12 protein-coding genes and 1 tRNA gene are annotated in these 15,732 nt (G+C 71.8%); 6 read left to right on the top strand and 7 right to left on the bottom strand.

All coding sequences use genetic code 11. The features are described from left to right. Window positions 1–215: 215 nt before the first annotated feature. The gene (locus ACJOT3_RS11800) at window positions 216–2,342 is read left to right on the top strand and encodes a serine/threonine-protein kinase (protein WP_406971860.1); all 2,127 of its coding nucleotides are present in this window, start codon (window positions 216–218) and stop codon (window positions 2,340–2,342) included. Window positions 2,343–2,459: 117 nt separating this feature from the next. Here ACJOT3_RS11800 and ACJOT3_RS11795 read toward each other — a convergent pair whose 3' ends face one another. Next, entirely contained in the window at window positions 2,460–4,202 is a 1,743-nt protein-coding gene (locus ACJOT3_RS11795) for a CocE/NonD family hydrolase (protein WP_406971858.1), read from the bottom strand. A 120-nt stretch (window positions 4,203–4,322) separates the two neighbouring features. Between ACJOT3_RS11795 and ACJOT3_RS11790 the strand changes: the two genes are divergently transcribed. From ACJOT3_RS11790 to ACJOT3_RS11780, 3 genes are all read left to right on the top strand, one after another. Further along, window positions 4,323–4,973, top strand: a complete 651-nt coding sequence (locus ACJOT3_RS11790; protein ID WP_406971856.1) for a TetR/AcrR family transcriptional regulator — start codon at window positions 4,323–4,325, stop codon at window positions 4,971–4,973. Continuing rightward, window positions 4,970–6,016, top strand: coding sequence for a magnesium and cobalt transport protein CorA (locus tag ACJOT3_RS11785; RefSeq protein ID WP_406971854.1), 1,047 nt, complete (start codon window positions 4,970–4,972; stop codon window positions 6,014–6,016). The genes ACJOT3_RS11790 and ACJOT3_RS11785 overlap by 4 nt, the downstream gene beginning before the upstream one ends. Before the next feature lie 101 nt (window positions 6,017–6,117). Then, a complete protein-coding gene (locus ACJOT3_RS11780; protein WP_406971852.1) occupies window positions 6,118–7,083 on the top strand; it encodes a quinone oxidoreductase family protein in 966 nt (321 codons plus the stop codon). 58 nt (window positions 7,084–7,141) lie between these two features. Here the strand turns inward: ACJOT3_RS11780 and ACJOT3_RS11775 are convergent, their stop codons facing one another. From ACJOT3_RS11775 to ACJOT3_RS11765, 3 genes are all read right to left on the bottom strand, one after another. Next, window positions 7,142–8,236, bottom strand: a complete 1,095-nt coding sequence (locus ACJOT3_RS11775) for an SPFH domain-containing protein (protein ID WP_406971850.1) — start codon at window positions 8,234–8,236, stop codon at window positions 7,142–7,144. An 85-nt stretch (window positions 8,237–8,321) separates the two neighbouring features. Next, window positions 8,322–8,762, bottom strand: coding sequence for an NfeD family protein (locus tag ACJOT3_RS11770; RefSeq protein WP_406971848.1), 441 nt, complete (start codon window positions 8,760–8,762; stop codon window positions 8,322–8,324). 182 nt (window positions 8,763–8,944) lie between these two features. Further along, window positions 8,945–11,887 (bottom strand): penicillin acylase family protein, encoded by a 2,943-nt coding sequence (locus ACJOT3_RS11765; RefSeq protein ID WP_406971846.1) that lies wholly within the window; start codon window positions 11,885–11,887, stop codon window positions 8,945–8,947. A gap of 316 nt (window positions 11,888–12,203) precedes the next feature. Between ACJOT3_RS11765 and ACJOT3_RS11760 the strand changes: the two genes are divergently transcribed. Next, a complete protein-coding gene (locus ACJOT3_RS11760; RefSeq protein ID WP_406971844.1) occupies window positions 12,204–12,728 on the top strand; it encodes a hypothetical protein in 525 nt (174 codons plus the stop codon). Between the two features lie 138 nt (window positions 12,729–12,866). Here the strand turns inward: ACJOT3_RS11760 and ACJOT3_RS11755 are convergent, their stop codons facing one another. Further along, window positions 12,867–13,751, bottom strand: a complete 885-nt coding sequence (locus tag ACJOT3_RS11755; RefSeq protein WP_406971842.1) for a cobalamin biosynthesis protein — start codon at window positions 13,749–13,751, stop codon at window positions 12,867–12,869. 456 nt (window positions 13,752–14,207) lie between these two features. Here ACJOT3_RS11755 and ACJOT3_RS11750 point away from each other — a divergent pair. Beyond that, a tRNA-Arg gene (locus ACJOT3_RS11750) sits at window positions 14,208–14,280 on the top strand. A gap of 538 nt (window positions 14,281–14,818) precedes the next feature. Here ACJOT3_RS11750 and ACJOT3_RS11745 read toward each other — a convergent pair. Both ACJOT3_RS11745 and ACJOT3_RS11740 read right to left on the bottom strand, forming a co-directional pair. Next, window positions 14,819–15,448 carry an IS630 family transposase gene (locus ACJOT3_RS11745; protein ID WP_406971840.1) on the bottom strand — a complete coding sequence of 210 codons (630 nt, stop codon included), beginning with the start codon at window positions 15,446–15,448 and terminating at the stop codon, window positions 14,819–14,821. Beyond that, window positions 15,387–15,732: winged helix-turn-helix domain-containing protein (locus ACJOT3_RS11740; RefSeq protein ID WP_406971838.1), on the bottom strand; the 346-nt coding region annotated here is incomplete at its 5' end. The genes ACJOT3_RS11745 and ACJOT3_RS11740, both read right to left, overlap by 62 nt.

Raw genomic sequence — 15,732 nt, 5'->3', positions numbered from 1 at the left:
CAGATGTTCGAACAAGTGTTCCCACAGTAGCGAAATCGGCCGACCCGTGGAACTGTTTCGCGAAGGTCGGCATCACCTCAGGTGACCGGCGCGCGACACCCCCTGTCGGCCCGCCGCCCGCCGGCCCCGGGGAGCCCCTGCCCGGAACCGCACGGCGTGTCGCCCTCGGTACGCTTGCACCACCCCATCCCCGATCCAGGCGAGGACCCTCCACCGTGACGTCGAACGGCCACCAGAGCGGCAAACCCCTGCGCGCGGGCGACCCCCGGGAACTCGGTGGCCACCGGATCACCGCACGTCTGGGCCGGGGCGGCATGGGCACCGTCTACCTGGCGGAGGACGCCTCCGGGCGGCCCGTCGCCATCAAGCTCATCCACCCCGACCTGGCCGACGACGAGTCGTTCCGGCTGCGGTTCGCCCGCGAGGTGGAGTCGGCCCGCCGGGTCGCCCGGTTCTCCACCGCCGGGGTCATCGACGCCCGGTTGGAGGGCGACACGCTGTTCATCGTCTCCGAGTACGTCCCGGGGCCGAACCTGGACGAGGCGGTCCGCCGGGGCGGCCCGATGTCCGGGGGCACCCTGGACGGCCTGGCCATGGGCGTGGCCGCCGCGCTCACCGCCATCCACGGGTCGGGGGTGATCCACCGCGACCTCAAGCCCGCCAACGTGCTGCTGTCCCCGGTGGGCCCCAAGGTGATCGACTTCGGGATCGCCCGCGCCCTGGAGGACTCCGGCGGCGGGGTCACCCGGTCCAGCCAGCTGCTGGGCACCCCTTCGTACATGGCCCCCGAACTGCTGATGGGCGAGCGGCCCACGGCCGCGGCCGACATCTTCGCCTGGGGCTGCCTGGTGGCCTTCGCCGGTATCGGCGAGGCGCCGTTCGACGCCCCCACCGTGCCCGCGGTGCTGCACAACATCACCTCGGCGCCGCCCCGGCTGGAGGGGCTGGACCCGAGCCTGTACGACCTGGTGGCCGCGGCCCTGGACAAGGACCCGGCCCGGCGGCCCACCTCGCAGCAGATCCTGGCCCGGCTGACCGGGCAGGAGGCCCCGGCCGAGGCCGAGGTGCGGCGCAGCATCAGCGACTCCTGGGAGGTGCCGACCGGCCTCCCGGTCCCGGGCGCGCCGCCCGTCCCGGGCACCCCGCCGCACGGGCGGACCCCGCCCGAGGGGGCCACCGCGCCCTTCCCGCAGGGGCAGGTCCGGCAGGGGCAGATGCAGGGGTCCGGCCCGGCGGCGCCCTACCGGCAGGCCCAATCCCCCGCCTACCAGGGCCCCAGCGGCGGGCAGGTCCCGCCGACGCTGTACGGCCAGGCCCACTACGGGCCCGGCGGCCAGGTGGCGCCCACCCACCAGATACCCGCCGGGTACCCGTCCCCGCCGCACGGGCAGCCCGCGTACGGTTCGCACGCGGGCCCGGGCGGCCCCGGCACCCCGGTGCCGCCGCACGGGGGCGGCGACGCGAACGGGTCGGGTGAGGCCCCCAGGGGCGGCCGCCGCCGGCTGCTCGGCCTCGGGGCGGGCGCGGGCGCGCTCGTGCTGGTCGCCGGGATCGGCGCGGTGGCCCTGATCGACCGCGGCGAGGAGATCCCGCCGAGCAGCACCCTGTACAGGGTCGACTTCAGCACCAACCCCCCGTGGAACTCCGTGATCCAGGAGGAGGGGGAGAGCGACGGGTACTGGGCCGAGCAGCGCGGCTACCTGCTCTCACTGGAGCCGAGCGACATGTCCGACTCCCGCGGGGAGCTGGTCCCGCTGTCCTCCGTCTCGGAGGAGGACCCGCTGCCCGCCGCCCTCGTCGTGAGCGCCACGGCCTACGCCGTCCAGGGCCCGGAGACGGGACTGTTCGGCGTGCGCTGCTGGCACAACTTCGACGACGACCGGAACCGGAGCCAGTACGAGGCGCTGCTGCGCTTCGACGGGGGCGCCGAACTGCGGCGGCTGAGCGACCGGGAGGGGGACCAGGTCCTCGCCGACACCGGCACGGTGGGCTCCTTCGAGCCCTACCCCGTGGTCGACGCCGGGACCCGGCCCGAGGGCTACGACCCGACCGACCCCTACGACTTCGACGCCGAGGCGGTCCCGCTCAACACCGTCACCCTGACCTGCCGCTACCACGACGCGGAGGACCCGGACGGGGAGCGGATGGAGCTGTCGATGTGGGTCAACGACGAGCACGTGCTGTCCCACACCGACGAGGAGCCGCTGCCCGACAACGCCGAGGAGGTCGACGACCGCCGCCAGTCCGGGATGTCGGTCCGCCCCGGCCCGGGGCTGGAGCCGCTGAGCGTGCTCTTCACCGACTTCTACGTCGGCGAGATCACCGACGAGGAGGCGCGCTAGCGCGCCGGGGCCCGTGCGGGCGGGGTGCCGCCGTGGCACCCCGGCCCGGTGCCCCGCCGGGGTACCGGGCCGTCCTCGGGCCGGCGGACCTGTTCTTCCGGGCCCCGGCGAACACCCTCAGGAGGTCAGGACGGGGAGCCTCAGGTACGAGGCGCGCTCGCCGCCGGTGTGGATGATGTGCCGTCCGCTGTTGGCGGGGGCGTAGTCCTTCGTCCCGGGCATCATCGGCCCCAGGATGTTCCGAGAGCTGACGACGAACCGGAGCTGCTCACCGGGGTAGAACACCAGACCCACGGGGAGCAGCTCGATCTCGACCTCGACGACCTCGCCCGGGGAGAGCTTCTCCACCCGGTCGAAGGAGTGGACGGGGATGTCATCGGTCGAGAGCGTCTCGTCGAGATGGCGCAGGGAGACCCGCAGGCGCCCGTCCGACCCCTTGTAACGCAGGATCGTCGCACCGTTCTCGGTGACGTCGTGGGCCATCGCGCTCCGGTTCGGCGTGGTGAACTCCTGCAACGGGGTTCCGTGCCGATCGAGCTTCTGGACCAGCACGAACAGGTCCATGTCGTCGGAGCCCTCGGCCTCGACCCACAGGTGCGCCTTCGGGTAGCCGACCAGTGTGGTCTCCTCCTCGAAACGGGTGAGGAACGACACCAGGTCCGGGGCGGCGTCCACGGCATAGCCCGCGGAGGCCTCCTCCGCCGGGACGGCGGTGCCCAGGGAGCGTGAACGCGCGTCGAGGTGGTACCTGGTCGGTGTCACCCCGGCCGGCGGGAACTCCTGCGCGGGGACCGCGACCCGGCCGCCGCCCTCCAGGTCCAGCACCGAGTAGCGCACGCGCGGCGTCTTCTCCCAGCCGTTGTCCTCGCCCTTGAGGAAGTGGTCGAAGAAGCGGCGCAGGTCCTCGACGTTGGCCTGGTCGTAGTAGTCGGGCCACTCCTGGCCGTTGTGGATGCGCAGCCACTTGTCCCGGGAGGCGATCCTGCGCCAGGCGCGGAAGGTGCCCGCGGTGTGCAGGGTGTTGGAGTAGCTGGCCACGACGTAGGCGGGCACCGTGATCCGGTCGAAGCGCGGGATCTTGTTCTCCCACAGCCCGTCCATGAGCGGGTGCTCCTCGATCTCGGTGAGGATGTCCTCCTTCCGGTTCCTCCCCCAGAAGCTGCCGTTCTGCAGGGTCGCGGCGAACCCGGTGTCCGGCATGCCGCCGCGCAGGGCCAGGTCGCGGTAGACGTCGCTCACGCCCTCCCACGGGTTGATCGCGGCCAGGTGCGGTGGCTGCTCGGCCGCGGTGAACCACTGGGAGACGGCCAGGTAGGAGGTGCCGCTCATCGCGACCTTGCCGGTGCACCAGTCCTGGACGGCCAGCCACTCGACCAGGTCGTGGCAGTCCTCGCCCTCCTGGCGGTCCCACAGGACGCTGTCGCCCTCCGATTCGGCCACGCCCCGGATGTCGGGGTTGCAGATCGCATACCCCTGTGCGCACCAGTACGCCGGGTCCGGGGCCTCGAACTTCTCCAGGCCCGAGACGATCCCGTTGTCCAGCCCGACCAGGCCGAAGACGCCCATCACGCTGGCGGAGGTCCCCTGGCCCTTGCCGTAGGGGCTCCACGCCACGATGACCGGTACCCGCTCCGTTCCGGCGGGACGGAGGACATCGACGTAGATCGTCACCCCGTCACGCAGTGTGACAGCCACGTCCTTCTCGAACACGATGTCGACGGGCAGCGGCTTGAACTGCGGTGCGATCCGAAAGCCCGCTTCCAGGGTCCGGGTCCCGGGCTCGAAGCCGCTCAGGATCCCGTACCTGGGCCCCGGCTCCAGCGGGTGGGACGGCACGAACACCTTCTGGTCGACGCTCATCGCGAGCTCCTCACGTCTCTCCGCCGACCGGTGGTCTCCGGCGGCGGTGCGAGCGTACGTCCGCGGATTCAAAAAATCAACAAGCGTTGAGATAGCGCCCCCGGAAGGTACTTTGAGCGCATGACCACGAGCACAGACCCCGCCCCGGGCCGCCGCGGAAGACGGCCGGGGACGAGCACGACACGACAGAACATCCTCGACACGGCCCGCGCCCGGTTCGCCGAGGACGGTTTCGCCGCGACGACGATCCGGCGGATCGCCGCCGACGCCGGGGTCGACGCGTCACTCGTGATCCAGTTCTTCCGGTCCAAGAACGAGCTGTTCGCGGCCGTGATGTCGGTCTCCCCGGACGCCCTGGCACGGTTCAGCGCGGCCTTCGACGGACCGGCCGAGAACCTCGGCGAACGGGTGGTCCGCGCCTACCTCGGCGTGTGGGAGGGATCGCCCGAGGATTCGGAGCCGCTCATGGCGATGCTCCGCGGCGCGATCTCCAACGAGCAGGCGCGCGCCCAGCTGGGGGAGTTCATCGAGGCCCGCCTGATCGATGCGGTGGGGCCCTCCCCCGCCGACCCCGGCGACGCGGCACTGCGCGCCGGACTGGCGTCGTCGATGCTGGTCGGCATCATCGTGGGGCGGCGTGTCGTCGGTGTTCCCACACTCGCGGAGGCGGATACCGAAAGATTGGTCGCGGTCGTCGCACCGGCGATCCAGAGCGTGCTGGTGTCCGGCGCCCCGCCGACCGGCCATGGTGGAGGAGGTCCCAGGCGATGACGGAGATCGAGGGACGTGTCTACGTCGACGGGCACCTCGTCCAGAGCCTGCACGACCTCCAGGGTGCGACGGAGGCGCTGCGCAAGCCCGGGGCGGTGGCCTGGATCGGCCTGGTCGACCCGGAGGCGGACACCCTCGACACGGCGGCGGACATGTTCGGGCTGCATCCGCTGGCCGTGGAGGACGCCCGCAAGGGGCACCAGCGCTCCAAGCTGGAACGGTACGGCGACACGATGTTCGTGGTGCTGCGCCCCGGCTGGTACGACGACGCGGGCGAACGCGTCGACTTCGGCGAGGTGCACCTGTTCGTCGGGCCGCGCTTCGTCATCACCGTCCGGCGCGGGCCGCGACCCGACCTGACGACGGTCCGGGAGGCCCTGGAGGCGGAACCGGAGTTCCTCGGCCTGGGACCGGAGGCGATGCTGACGGCGTTCCTCGACGCGATCGTGGACGGGGAGGCGCCCGTCATCGCCGGGCTGGAGGAGGACATCGACGAGATCGAGGACGACCTCTTCGGCGGGCAGGGCATCGACCCCGAACTGGCCGAGCGGATCTACCGGCTGTTGGAGCAGGTGATCGCCTTCCAGCGCGCGACCCGGCCGCTCCCCACCATGTTGCAGGGGCTGCTGCGCGGGGCCGTCCGGTACGGCACCGGCGACGAGGTGCAGAACCGGCTGCGCAACGTGCACGACCACACCGTCCGGGTGGCGGAGCGGGTCGACACGGCTCGGGCGCTGCTGGAGAACGCGCTCACCGTCCACTCCACCCTGGTGTCCCTGGAGCAGAACGAGGAGATGCGGCGGATGTCGGGCACCAGCCTCCGGCTCGCGGAGGAGACCATCGAGCAGGGGGAGGAGGTCAAGAAGATCTCCTCGTGGGCGGCGATCCTGTTCACCCCGACGCTCGTGGCCGGGGTGTACGGGATGAACTTCGACCGTATGCCGGAGCTGCACTGGACCTGGGGGTACCCGTTCGCCCTCATGCTCATGCTGGGCCTGGGAGTCGGTCTCTGGGGCGTGTTCAAGTGGCGCCACTGGCTCTGACCCGCCCACAGCAGGGCCGGGGGCGGGGTGCCGCCGTGGCACCTGCCCGGACCGGCCTGGCATGATGCCGAGCATTCGCATTCGGCAAGGAGTGGAAGCACATGCGCGCCATCGTCCTGGAGGAGACCGGCGGACCCGAGGTCCTGCGCCTCTCGGAGGTCCCCGACCCCGTACCCGGCCCCGGTGAGGTCCTCATCGACGTGGAGGCCCGCGGGGTCAACTTCATCGACATCTACCAGCGCAGCGGCCAGTACAGCGTTCCGCTGCCCTTCGTCCCGGGCATGGAGGCCGCCGGCACGGTGGCCGCCGTCGGCGAGGGCGTCGAGGACCTGTCCGTGGGGCGGCGGGTGGGCTGGGCGATGGCGCCGGGCGCCTACGCCGACCGCGCCGTGGTCAAGGCCGCCCTGGTGGTGCCGGTGCCCGAGGGGGTGTCCTCCGAGCAGGCGGCCGCCCTGCTGCTCCAGGGCATGACCGCCCACTACCTGGTGAACTCGGTGCACCCGGTGGCCGAGGGCGAGACCATCCTGGTGCACGCCGCGGCGGGCGGCACGGGCCTGCTCATCACCCGGCTCGCCAAGGAGCGGGGCGCCCGGGTGATCGGCACCGTCTCCTCCGAGGAGAAGGAGCGCATCTCCCGCGCGGCCGGCGCCGACGAGGTCGTCCGCTACACCGAGGTCCCGGTGGCCGAGGCGGTGCGCGACCTCACCGGCGGGGCGGGCGTGGCGGCCGTCTACGACGGCGTGGGCAGCGACACCTTCGACGCGAGCCTGGCGTCACTGCGCCCGCGCGGCGTGCTGGCGCTGTTCGGGCAGTCCTCGGGCCCGGTGGCGCCGGTGGACCCGCAGCGGCTCAACGCCGCCGGGTCGGTGTACCTGACCCGGCCCTCGCTGGCGCACTTCGTGGCCGACCGCGCGGAGCTGCTGTGGCGGGCCGAGGACCTGTTCTCCCTGGTGGGCAAGGGCCGGCTGGACGTGCGGATCGGCGGCCGGTACCCGCTGGCCGAGGCGGGCGCCGCCCAGGCCGAGCTGGCCTCGCGCCGGACCACGGGCAAGCTCGTCCTGGTCTGATCCCGAACGGCGGAGGCGGCCGCCAGCCCGGAGCCGGTGGCCGCCTCCGCCGTCGCGGCTACCCCTCCTCGCGCGGACGCGGGGCCGGCTCGGAGCCGCGCACCCCGGCCACCCCGGCGCGGCGCACGTCGTCGCGGGCGTCCTCCACCGCCTGGCGGGCCGACTCGGCGGCGTCCCTCGCGGCCTGCGCCGAGGCCGACCGCTCGGCCGGGTCGGGCCCGGCGATCTGGGCCGGGCCCTCCGCCCCGGGGTCCTCGTCCCTCTCCGTGGAGGGACGCGAGCGCACCGCCTCCCCCGAGAAGGCGTGGCTGACGTTCTTGACCGCCTCGGTGAACTCCCCCGGGATGACCCAGAACGTGTTCCCCTCCCCGTTGGCCAGCTGCGGCAGGGTCTCCAGGTACTTGTAGGCGAGCAGCTTGGCGTCGGCGTTGTTGGCGTGGACCGCCTGGAACACCCGCTCCACCGCCTGCGCCTCGCCGTCGGCCCGCAGGATCGCCGCCTGCTGGTCGGCCTGCGCCTCCAGGATCACCTGCTGCCGGGCGCCCTCCGCCTTGAGGATGCGGGCCTGGCGCTCGCCCTCGGCGTGCAGGATGGCCGCGCGCTTGTCGCGGTCGGCCCGCATCTGCTTCTCCATCGCCTCCTTGATGGTGGGCGGCGGGTCGATGGCCTTGATCTCCACCCGGTTGACGCGGATGCCCCACTTGCCGGTGGTGTCGTCCAGGACGCCGCGCAGGCGGGTGTTGATCTCCTCGCGGGAGGTGAGCGTGCGCTCCAGGTCCATCGAGCCGATCACGTTGCGCAGGGTGGTGACGGTGAGCTGGTCGATGGCCTGGATGTAGTTGGCGATCTCGTAGGCGGCGGCCTTGGGCTCGGTGATCTGGTAATAGAGGACGGTGTCGATGTTGACGACCAGGTTGTCCTCGGTGATGACCGGCTGGGGACGCGAGGTGAACACGTGCTCGCGCAGGTCGAACTTGGTGTTGACGCGGTCGACGCCCGGGATGAGGAAGTTCAGCCCGGGCCCGAGCGTCCTGGTGTAGCGGCCGAAGCGTTCGATGTTGTACGCCCGGGCCTGGGGGACGATGCGGATCGACGACAGGGCGAGGGCGACGAAAAGGACGGCGAGGATGATGAGCGGTAGGGATTCCAACATGTTCGGCACCTGAATTCGGTTCGTGTCTGCGGCGGTGCGCGCGGCCCCGGCCCGCCCCGCCCTCCTCGGCGGCCGGGCGGCCTGCTCAGGGAAGGGCCTCACGCGGGTAGACCACGGCGGTGGCGCCGTCGATCTCCATGACGTCGACGTGGGCGCCCACGGGGATCACCAGGTCCTCGTCGATGCTCCGCGCCGACCACTCCTCTCCGGAGAGTTTGATCAGCCCCTTGTCCCGGTCCACCGGCTGGAGCACCACGGCGCTGCGCCCCACCAGCCCCTCGACCCCCGAGCGCACCACGGGCCCGCGGGTGAGCTGGCGGCGCATGAGCGGCCGCACCAGGTAGATCCCGGCGGCCGACGCCCCGACGAACCCGATGATCTGCACCGCCACCGGGAGTCCGATGGCGCCGAGAAGGGCGGCGACCAGGGCCGCCGCGGCCAGGAGGCCCAGGACGAAGGTGAGGGTGAAGACCTCGATGATCCCCAGGACGACGGCGAGGATCAGCCAGACCAGCCAGGCGTCCATGTACCACCCTCCCGTTCTTGTTCCGGGTATTCCTTTGCTACCCACACAAGCCCGACGAACCACACGATTCGCTTACGAGTAGGGGGATTTGGTTCTTTGGTCCCGGCCGGGGACGCCCTCCGGACACGGCACGGCCCCCGGAGGCACCCGCTCAGGGCCGCCGGGGACCGCGTCGCCCGTCGCTACCGTCCGCCGGAGAACTGGTAGACGAGCTGATAGGTGGGCCGGTTCTGCCAGGCGATCGGCCACATGTTGATGCCGCCCACCGCCTGGTGGATCACGGTGTCCGCGCACACCTGCGCGCCGACCGCGCAGTGGGCGTCACCCGGGTAGACCTCGCCGGCCGGGGTGGCCACGGCCTCGGCGAGGGTGTCGAGCAGGACCGTGCGGCACTCGGACAGGTCCCCGCCGCCGCAGTAGGCGCCGTCGCCGAGCGGTCCCTCGACGTCGTGGCCCAGTACGGTGCGCAGGTCCTTGTCCACGTACGACCACCATCCGTACTGGAAGGCGGAGCCGCGGTGGGGCTGGCCCTGGTTGACGCTGCCGGGCGTGCCGCCGCCGATGTTGCCCGAGGGCGACTCGTCGATCTGCGCGGCCCGGGTCAGCTCGGTGTACAGGCCCTCCCCCAGCTCGGGTTCGAACTGGGCCCGGACCAGGCGCGGCCACCAGGCGTCCAGGATCCGGATGGAGTCGGCGTAGGAGTAGTAGCCCGCGTCCCGGAAGGGCTCGCGGCGCTGCGACCCCGCCTCGTTCCACTGCCGCAGGCCCTGGACCGCCGAGGCCAGCGCGGGGTCGGTGACCTCCTCGGAGTCGATGACCTCCAGCAGCAGCGGCAGCACCTCCTGGGCCCTCAGGTCGGCCGTGCCGGCCTCCATCATCACCTGCGTCAGGCTCGCGGTGGTGAACCGGTGGCCGCCGCTGATCAGGGACGACACCCGGGTGTCCAGCAGGTCGCCGCGGTGCACCGAGCCGGTGGACCAGCCCGAGGTGTACCCGTGGGCGGGCTTGTTGTTCCAGTTGACGATGTAGTCGGGGTTGACCGCCTGCGGGTGGTCGCTCTTGGGGATGTAGGTCGCGGTGTTGGTGCCGGGGTCCCAGCCGGACCAGCCCGCGTCCGAGTAGGCGTCGATCGGCAGGTTGGGGTTGGTGCCCTGGTTGCGCTCCGGGTTGGCGCCGGAGTTGATGAACGCGATGTCCTCGTCGTCCACGTAGTGCCAGTTGAAGGCGTACCCGATGTCACCGGCGGCGTCGATGAACGCCTCCGCCGAGGTGATCTCGTCGGGGTCGTTGAAGCGCTGGAACCCGATGATGGAGTCCACCTCGTGCATGTAGGTGGAGCGCAGCGAGGTGAACGCCACCGGGGTACCGTCCACCGTCGCGAACGACTGCACCAGCCCGAACTCGGACCGCAGCGAGGTCAGCGTGTAGCCGCCCGCCGGGGTGCCGTCGGCGACGGTGGGCTTCCACGAGTTGGTGACGCTCAGCGCCTCGAAGGGGGTGCAGTCCCCGGAGGAGTCGATGTAGGCGCGCGAGGCCTTGGTGGGCTCGGAGCCGTCGGTCTCGCACAGGTGGACGGCGAAGGTGTCGGTGAGGTCCTGGCCCGCCGAGGTGGCGCTCCAGGCGTAGTCGATGCCGCGCCCCATCTGGACGTAGAAGCTCACCCCGGCGAAGGAGGCGCCGCGGGCGCTGATCCCCGGCCCCTGGAGTTCCTGGAGCAGGAGCAGCTGGGGTGAGAAGTAGGCGGTCTGCGGACCCATGACGGCCACCGGGTTGCCGCTCTCGGTGTGCGCGCCGGAGACCAGCAGGGCGTTGGACATGCCGTGCGGTTCGAGCAGGCCCTCGGGCAGCACGCCCTCGTTGAACACGCCCTCGGCGGCGGAGAGGTCGCCCTCCTCCACCATGGCTTCGAGTTCGGCCCGCTGCTCCTCGGGGAGGTCCTCGACGGTGACCTCCCCGCCCTCGGGGGGCGCCGAGGTGGCGGCGGCGAGGGGTTCGGGGGCTTGAGCCGCCTGTGCGGAGGCCGCCGAGCCGTGCCGGTCGTGGACGATGTCGTAGTACTCCACCGAGCCCGGGTCGGGGCTGACCTCGCCGACGGGGTTCTCGGGCGTGCCGCTGTAGGGGAACTCGCCCGGGACGCTGACCACGGCCTCGGGGTCGTTCTCCATGCGCCAGTCCTGCCAGAGGGCCAGGCCCTCGTCGGCACCGTAGCGGTCCTGGAAGTTGGCCAGGACGATGGCGGACTGGACCTCGCCGCCACCGCCGCCGCCGAAGATGCCGCCGACCATGGAGGCGATGCCGACCACGTCGGTGACGGTGAAGGGCTCGATCCTCCCGGCGTTGGTGATGGCGTTCTTGTGCCCGGTCAGGACGTACTCGCCGGGGAAGTAGCGGCCCCTGTCGGCCTGCTGGATGTAGGTGTTGACGCCGGCGATGTAGTCGCCGACGTCGGCCAGGGCCTGTGCCCCGCGCTCGCCGCTGGCGGCGACCCGGTCGACCTGGGCCTGCTTGTCCTCCTCGGTGTAGGCGGCGTTGCGCCACAGGTCCTGCTCCAGGCCGCGGTTGCCCTCGGCGCCCCCCGCGAAGGAGGTGAGCTCGCCGCGTCCGACGCGGCGCAGCACGTCCATGAGGAAGAGGCGGTCCTCGGCGGCCGCGTACCCGGCACCGAACATCGTGCCCTCACGGGTGGTCCCCTCGATGTGGGGGATGCCGTGGTGTCGGTCGCGGGTGATCGTGACGTCGGACCGCGGCTTGTAGGTGCGGCCCACGTCGCCCGAGGGCACGCCGAAGGTGGCGTCGAGGAAGAAGTCGTCCAGCTTCTCCTCGGTGAGGCCGTCGTAGTAGTGGACGAGGTCGTCGTACATGTCCAGCTGGCTGGAGGAGAACCTGGGCCGGGTCCCGAAGGCCTGGTGCCCGAGGATCTCGACGAGGGTCGCGCTGCCGTTCTGGCCCGGGGGGAGGATGTCGTGGCATCCCTCGGGGGCGCAGTAGTCGGGGAGGGGTTCGGCGAGGGCGGGTGCCGCCGGGAGCGCCGCGACGGTGGCGGCGACGACCGCCAGGGCGACGCCGGAGGCACCGGCGCGCAACCGCCTGGCGAGCGAGGGGGAGGTGGGGGGAGAAGGGGGCATGTGCTGTCACCACCTGGGGGGTGCGGGCGATGGTTCAGCGGCATGTTACGTACGGGTAAGTAAATTGCGAAAGAGTTTCACGTTTGCTGGACGGGGTCGGGAGGCCTCTTCGCGGACCCGCCGGCGGTGACATGTTTAGAGTGACCCACGCCACATCCAGCGCAAACACGTGGACACGCGCCGAACAGGCGCCGCCACGAAGGGTCCGCACCCCGGCGGCCGTGGCCACATCCGGCCACGGCACGGAACGCCTTCCGGTCGAGGTCATCTCCGGGATCGCGTTCCGCCCACCGCCGCGCTTTGACACAATCGGCGCATGAATCCTTACCCCTCCGCCGACGGCGACCCCTGGCAGCAGCAGCAACACCAGCAGCAGCCGTACGACCCGTCCGCTTGGAACCCCTCCGAGGGGTACGGGGCGATCGAGCCCTACGGCCACCCCACCGGCGGCTACGCCCCCGTCCCGGCCGGGCCCGCACCCGGTTCGCCGGAGGAGCCCGTGCTCAGCACCATCGGGGACATCGCCATCACCCAGAGCACCGTCATCACCCCCGCCGGGCGCTTCCCGATCCGGGGGACGGTGTGGACCGTCACCGACATGACCCGCACCGAGCGCACCACCCCGGCCTGGGCCATCGTCGTCGCGATCCTGGTGTTCTGGTGGACCTGCCTGCTCGGCCTGCTCTTCCTGCTGGTCAAGGAGGAGAAGACCAGCGGCCACGTCCAGGTCACCGTGCAGGGGCACGGCCACTACCACGCGGCCTCCATCCCGGCCGCGCACCGCGGGCTGGCGGCGCAGATCAACCAGCAGGTCAACTACGCGCGCAGCCTCGCCGCCTGACCTCCCGACCGGCGGCGGGCACGGCCGGCCGGACCCCGGCCAGGGGCCGCTCGGGATCCGGCCGCCGGACCGCCGGGTCCACCCTTTCCACTGGGGCCACCCCTCCAGAAGGTGTCGACCAAGGTGTCGGCACCGCGTTCACAGAGCGGCGACCACGAGCGCACCCGCGCCGACGGCCCGGGACAGGCGGACCGCCCGGCGGATGTCCGCGACCCCGGGCGGCGGGCCCTCGCCCATGAGCGGCCGCTGCTCCTCCCGGTCCCCGTAGACGTTCGTCCCGCCCAGGGACACCCCGAGCGCCCCGGCGAAGGCGGCCTCGCACTGGCCCGCGTTCGGGCTCGGGTGCCGGTCCCCGTGGCGGCGCCACACCCGCCAGGCCCGGCCCGCGTCACCGCCCACCAGCGGCGCGGCGGCGACCGCCAGCAGCGCGGTGAGCCGCGCGGGCGCCCACCCGGCCACGTCGTCCAACCGCGCCGCGGGCGTGCCGAACCTGCGGTACCGCTCGCTCCGGTGGCCGACCATGGCGTCCAGCGTGTTCACGGCCCGAAAGCCCGCCAGCCCGGCGACTCCGCCCAGAGCACCCCAGACCAGGGGGCCGACCACGGCGTCGGAGGTGTTCTCGGCGACCGACTCCACGACGGCCCGCGCGATCTCCCGCTCCCCCAGCCCCCGCGGATCGCGGCCGCACAACCGGGGCAGCAGCTCACGGGCCCGTTCCAGGTCCCCGTCCTCCAGGGCCCGGGCGATGCCCTCCGCCTCCCGGCACAGCATGCTCCCGCCCAGCACCGCCCAGGTGACCGCGGCGGCCGCGGCCTCCCCGCCCCGCTCGGCCAGCCGGCCCAGCCCGACCACGGGCAGGACGGCCCCGGCGGCGAACACCGCCCCGGCGACCGCCGAGTCCCGGTACACACGCCGCTCCCACCACCCCGCGGCCCGCCCGAACACCGCCACCGGGTGCCCCCTCCGGGGGTCCCGCACGGCCATGTCCAGCAGGTAGCCCGCCACCATTCCTCGTGATCGCACCGCACCACGGTAGCGACTCCACAGCCCGACACACCCCGCCTTGCTACACAGAGTGATATTACATGTACACAGAGTGACCAATCCCGAAAGGCACCCATGTCCGCCCTGACCTGGATGGCCGTCCTCGTCGGCCAATGGTGGTACTTCTGACCCCCCGGAACCAGGAGTTCACGAAACACCAGCGGGGCTGCGGCACACCCGGAGTTAATCACCGGTAACGTGGTGCACGAGGCCCATAGCGACCGATTTGGCGGAGCACGCGTGGTAACGAGTGTCAACTACGAATCACCGTAGTTGGTGAGGCTTTGCCCACCTGTGGGCGAGATCTTCCAAATACCCTAGAATGTCTGCCCGGGACACCACGGCCCACGCCGACCGCCCGACCGCAGGCCACCCGACCACACCCCGGGTCACGGCGTGGTCACGACCCGCGACGGCGGGCCACAATTGAACCGAGCACCCGTAGCTCAGTGGATAGAGCACCGGACTTCTAATCCGATGGCCGCAGGTTCGAATCCTGCCGGGTGCGCCCCAAAACCCCAGGTCACAGGGGTTCCCCGAGGACCTCGCAAGAGGTCCTCGCCGCGTTTCCGGGGCCATGTGTGCTCCTGGCGTGCTCCCCAGTACAAGATCGGTACAGGTGGACCCCCACCTCGCGGAGCACTTTGCCCTCCTGTGACCCTGCGGGCCCGTGGCCCGGGATACCCCCGCGTCCGCCCGCCAGCGCCCCCGGGCCGAACAGCGGCGACAACGGCCCCACGACAGCCCGGTATGGGCCCGCCCGGGCGCATCAGCCGCCCGTACACCACGACACCCTTCCTACCCGACCCCACCGCCGCCAGCGCGCACAAGCCGGTCCGGTGCCGCACCTCGTCCGGGGGGACAGCCACTCACGGCGGCGTGACCACTTGCGGTCACCCTCGAGAAGCCTTCGGCAAGCAGGAGGCGCCGTGCCGCTCACAGGCCGGAAAAGAAGCAGGTCGAAGACCCCAAGGGTCATGAATACTGTTGTCATTTATTCGTTTTAACAAGAACTTCCTGTTCGCGTAGCAGATACTGATCTTTGATTATGCGGTTGACGGAAACGGTGAGGGTTCCAAGCCGACCGACTCGATGAACCCCCGCAGCAGATCGGTGCGCTTGCGCACCAGACGCAGATGCGCGTTGATCACCCGCTCCAAATCCTCCAGACTCCGGAACAGACGGCTTCTGAGCACCCGTTTGAGGTGCGCCCACAGCGTCTCCACCGGGTTCAGCTCGGGCGCGTACCGGGGCAGGAACACCACCCGCACCCAGTCCCGCGCCGTGATCTGGGCGATCATCCGCTTGCCCGAGTGCGAGGAGTGGTTGTCCCAGATCAACACCACCGGACCTTGGAGCGCCCGGTGCAGACGGTCCAGCAGGGCGGGCAGCACCGCGGCGGTGATGGAGGAGCGGGTGCGCACCGCATGGAACAGCTTCACCGCCCCGGTGGCGGGGTGCACGCACAGCCACCCGACGGTGTTGGCCCGCTCCCGCCGGCCCCGACGTGCTGCCACCAACGGGGTGCGCCCCCTGCGGCCCCAGGTGCGACGGGTGGGCGGGGACGTGCTCGCACCGCACTCATCGGCGAAGACGACCCACGCCCCGGAGGTCTCAGCGTCCTCTTTTGGCCCGGGGCCACACCTGGGTGCGCCACCGGTCGACCTCTTCCTCATCGCGTTCGGCGGCCCGCGTCGCGGGCACCTGGTGGGAGAAGCCCATACGCCTGAGCAGCCGCCACACCCCGGAGGGGTCGGCGTAGGCGACGTGGAAGCGCTCACGGATGAGGTGGTTGACCCGGTCCAGGGTCCAGGACTGGTCGGGCCATCCGTGCTCGGTGGGGCTGGAGTCGAGCAGGGCGGCCAGGGCACGCTCCTGCTCGCCGTTCAGGAAGGGTTCGGCGCCGCGGGGCCGGGCGGCCAGCGCGGCGGGGCCCTCGTTCTTCCAGGCGGTGTGCCAC

Origin of the sequence: Nocardiopsis protaetiae, assembly GCF_045446735.1 — a bacterium.
GTDB lineage: Bacteria > Actinomycetota > Actinomycetes > Streptosporangiales > Streptosporangiaceae > Nocardiopsis > Nocardiopsis protaetiae.
The sequence above is the reverse complement of the archived record's forward strand: the minus strand, read 5'-3'. Positions and strand labels throughout refer to the sequence as shown.